Origin of the sequence: Komagataeibacter melaceti (assembly GCF_003403295.1) — a bacterium.
GTDB lineage: Bacteria > Pseudomonadota > Alphaproteobacteria > Acetobacterales > Acetobacteraceae > Komagataeibacter > Komagataeibacter melaceti.
Genome location: NZ_QUWV01000019.1, coordinates 2,501 through 5,519 on the forward strand (window position 1 = coordinate 2,501; position 3,019 = coordinate 5,519).

The window sequence follows — 3,019 nt, forward strand, 5'->3', positions numbered from 1 at the left end:
CAGGAGGCGATGAAAGACGTGGCACGCTGCGAAAAGCCATGGGGAGCCGCGAGCAGGCTTTGATCCGTGGATATCTGAATGGGGAAACCCACCCAGCGATGGGTATCATGTTCTGAATACATAGGGGCATGAGGCGAACCCGGGGAACTGAAACATCTAAGTACCCGGAGGAAAAGACATCAATTGAGATTCTGCTAGTAGTGGCGAGCGAACGCGGAACAGGCCAGTGGTCATTCATGAAGAAGCAGAACGGAATGGAAAGTCCGGCCAGAGCGGGTGATAGCCCCGTATGCGTAGTGTCATGACTGATCCTTGAGTAGGGCGGGACACGTGAAATCCTGTCTGAACATGGGGGGACCACCCTCCAAGCCTAAATACTCCCTGGTGACCGATAGCGAACAAGTACCGTGAGGGAAAGGTGAAAAGCACCCCGATGAGGGGAGTGAAAGAGACCTGAAACCGGATGCCTACAAGCAGTCGGAGCCTCTTATGGGGTGACGGCGTACCTTTTGTATAATGGGTCAGCGAGTTTCTGTTTGCAGCAAGCTTAAGCCGGTAGGTGTAGGCGTAGCGAAAGCGAGTCTGAATAGGGCGACGAGTTGCTGGCAGAAGACCCGAAACCGAGTGATCTAGCCATGGCCAGGCTGAAGGTGCGGTAACACGCACTGGAGGGCCGAACCCACGCCTGTTGAAAAAGTCGGGGATGAGCTGTGGCTAGGGGTGAAAGGCCAATCAAACTCGGAAATAGCTGGTTCTCCGCGAAATCTATTGAGGTAGACCGTCTGGTATTACCCCGGGGGGTAGAGCACTGGATGGGCTAGGGGGGCCCAAAGCCTTACCAAACCTAACCAAACTCCGAATACCCGGAAGTATGAGCCAGGCAGACAGACAGTGGGTGCTAAGGTCCATTGTCGAGAGGGAAACAGCCCAGACCACCAGCTAAGGCCCCTAAATCGTGGCTAAGTGGGAAAGGATGTGGGGATTCCAAAACAACCAGGAGGTTGGCTTAGAAGCAGCCATCCTTTAAAGAAAGCGTAATAGCTCACTGGTCTAATAGAAACCCTGCGCCGAAAATGTAACGGGGCTCAAGCCACGTGCCGAAGCTGTGGGTGCATATCTATGATATGCGCGGTAGCGGAGCGTTCCGTAAGTCTGTGAAGGAGACGGGGTGACCCTCTCTGGAGATATCGGAAGTGCGAATGCTGACATGAGTAGCGACAAACAGTGCGAGAAACACTGTCGCCGAAAGTCCAAGGGTTCCTGCGCAAGGTTAATCCGCGCAGGGTGAGCCGGCCCCTAAGGCGAGGGCGAAAGCCGTAGTCGATGGAAACCGGGCAAATATTCCCGGGCCTGCCAGAAGTGACGAATACGATATGTTGTCGGGTCTTAACGGATTGATCCGGCTTTTGGAGTATTCCAGGAAATAGCTCTGGCATATAGACCGTACCCGAAACCGACACAGGTGGACTGGTAGAGAATACCAAGGCGCTTGAGAGAACGATGCTGAAGGAACTAGGCAAATTACTTGCGTAACTTCGGGATAAGCAAGACCCGTCAGTGGGCAACCATTGGCGGGTGGCACAGACCAGGGGGTAGCGACTGTTTAGTAAAAACACAGGGCTGTGCGAAGTCGAGAGACGACGTATACGGCCTGACGCCTGCCCGGTGCCGGAAGGTTAAGAGGAGGTGTGCAAGCACCGAATTGAAGCCCCGGTAAACGGCGGCCGTAACTATAACGGTCCTAAGGTAGCGAAATTCCTTGTCGGGTAAGTTCCGACCTGCACGAATGGCGTAACGACTTCCCCGCTGTCTCCAGCATCGGCTCAGCGAAATTGAATTCCCCGTGAAGATGCGGGGTACCCGCGGTCAGACGGAAAGACCCTATGAACCTTTACTGCAGCTTTGCAGTGGCATCAGAGACATTCTGTGTAGGATAGGTGGGAGGCTTTGAAACCGGGGCGCCAGTTCCGGTGGAGCCATCCTTGAAATACCACCCTGACTGTTTCTGATGTCTAACCGAGGCCTGTTAGCCAGGTCCGGGACCCTGCATGGTGGGCAGTTTGACTGGGGCGGTCGCCTCCCAAAGTGTAACGGAGGCGCGCGATGGTGGGCTCAGGCCGGTCGGAAACCGGCTGTCGAGTGCAATGGCATAAGCCCGCCTGACTGTGAGAGTGACAGCTCGATCAGAGACGAAAGTCGGCCATAGTGATCCGGTGGTCCCGCGTGGAAGGGCCATCGCTCAACGGATAAAAGGTACTCTAGGGATAACAGGCTGATCTCCCCCAAGAGTCCACATCGACGGGGAGGTTTGGCACCTCGATGTCGGCTCATCACATCCTGGGGCTGGAGCAGGTCCCAAGGGTTCGGCTGTTCGCCGATTAAAGTGGTACGTGAGCTGGGTTTAGAACGTCGTGAGACAGTTCGGTCCCTATCTGCCGTGGGTGTTGGAGACTTGAGAGGATTTGTCCCTAGTACGAGAGGACCGGGATGAACATACCTCTGGTGCACCGGTTGTCGCGCCAGCGGCACAGCCGGGTAGCTAAGTGTGGACGGGATAACCGCTGAAAGCATCTAAGCGGGAAACCCACCTCAAAACAAGGTCTCCCCGAGGGCCGTGATAGACCATCACGTCAATAGGCCAGGTGTGGAAGCGCAGTAATGCGTGCAGCTGACTGGTCCTAATCGCCCGATAGGCTCATTCCATCGCCACATACGTGGCAACATACATGCACAGCAGTCATCCACTCTCAATACACAAAACACCAACCCATCCACATCCTCTCCCCTCTCCAGGGGGACTGGATGACCTGGTGGCCATGGCGGGGAATGATCCACCCGATCCCATCCCGAACTCGGCCGTGAAATACCCCAGCGCCCATGATACTGTGCCTTAAGGCACGGGAAAGTCGGTCGCCGCCAGGTCTTCCAATCCCCCTCACAACCGCGGGGTGGAGCAGCCCGGTAGCTCGTCAGGCTCATAACCTGAAGGCCGCAGGTTCAAATCCTGCCCCCGCAACCA

The 3,019-nt window shown here is 55.8% G+C and carries 1 tRNA gene and 2 rRNA genes (1 of these 3 only partly in view); all 3 read left to right on the forward strand.

Annotation, left to right across the window (positions count from 1 at the left end):
- Window positions 1–2,703: ribosomal RNA gene (locus DY926_RS02090) — 23S ribosomal RNA — on the forward strand; it begins 40 nt to the left of the window's first position.
- Between the two features lie 103 nt (window positions 2,704–2,806).
- Window positions 2,807–2,922 (forward strand): 5S ribosomal RNA (gene rrf, locus DY926_RS02095).
- A gap of 20 nt (window positions 2,923–2,942) precedes the next feature.
- Window positions 2,943–3,019, forward strand: a tRNA-Met gene (locus DY926_RS02100).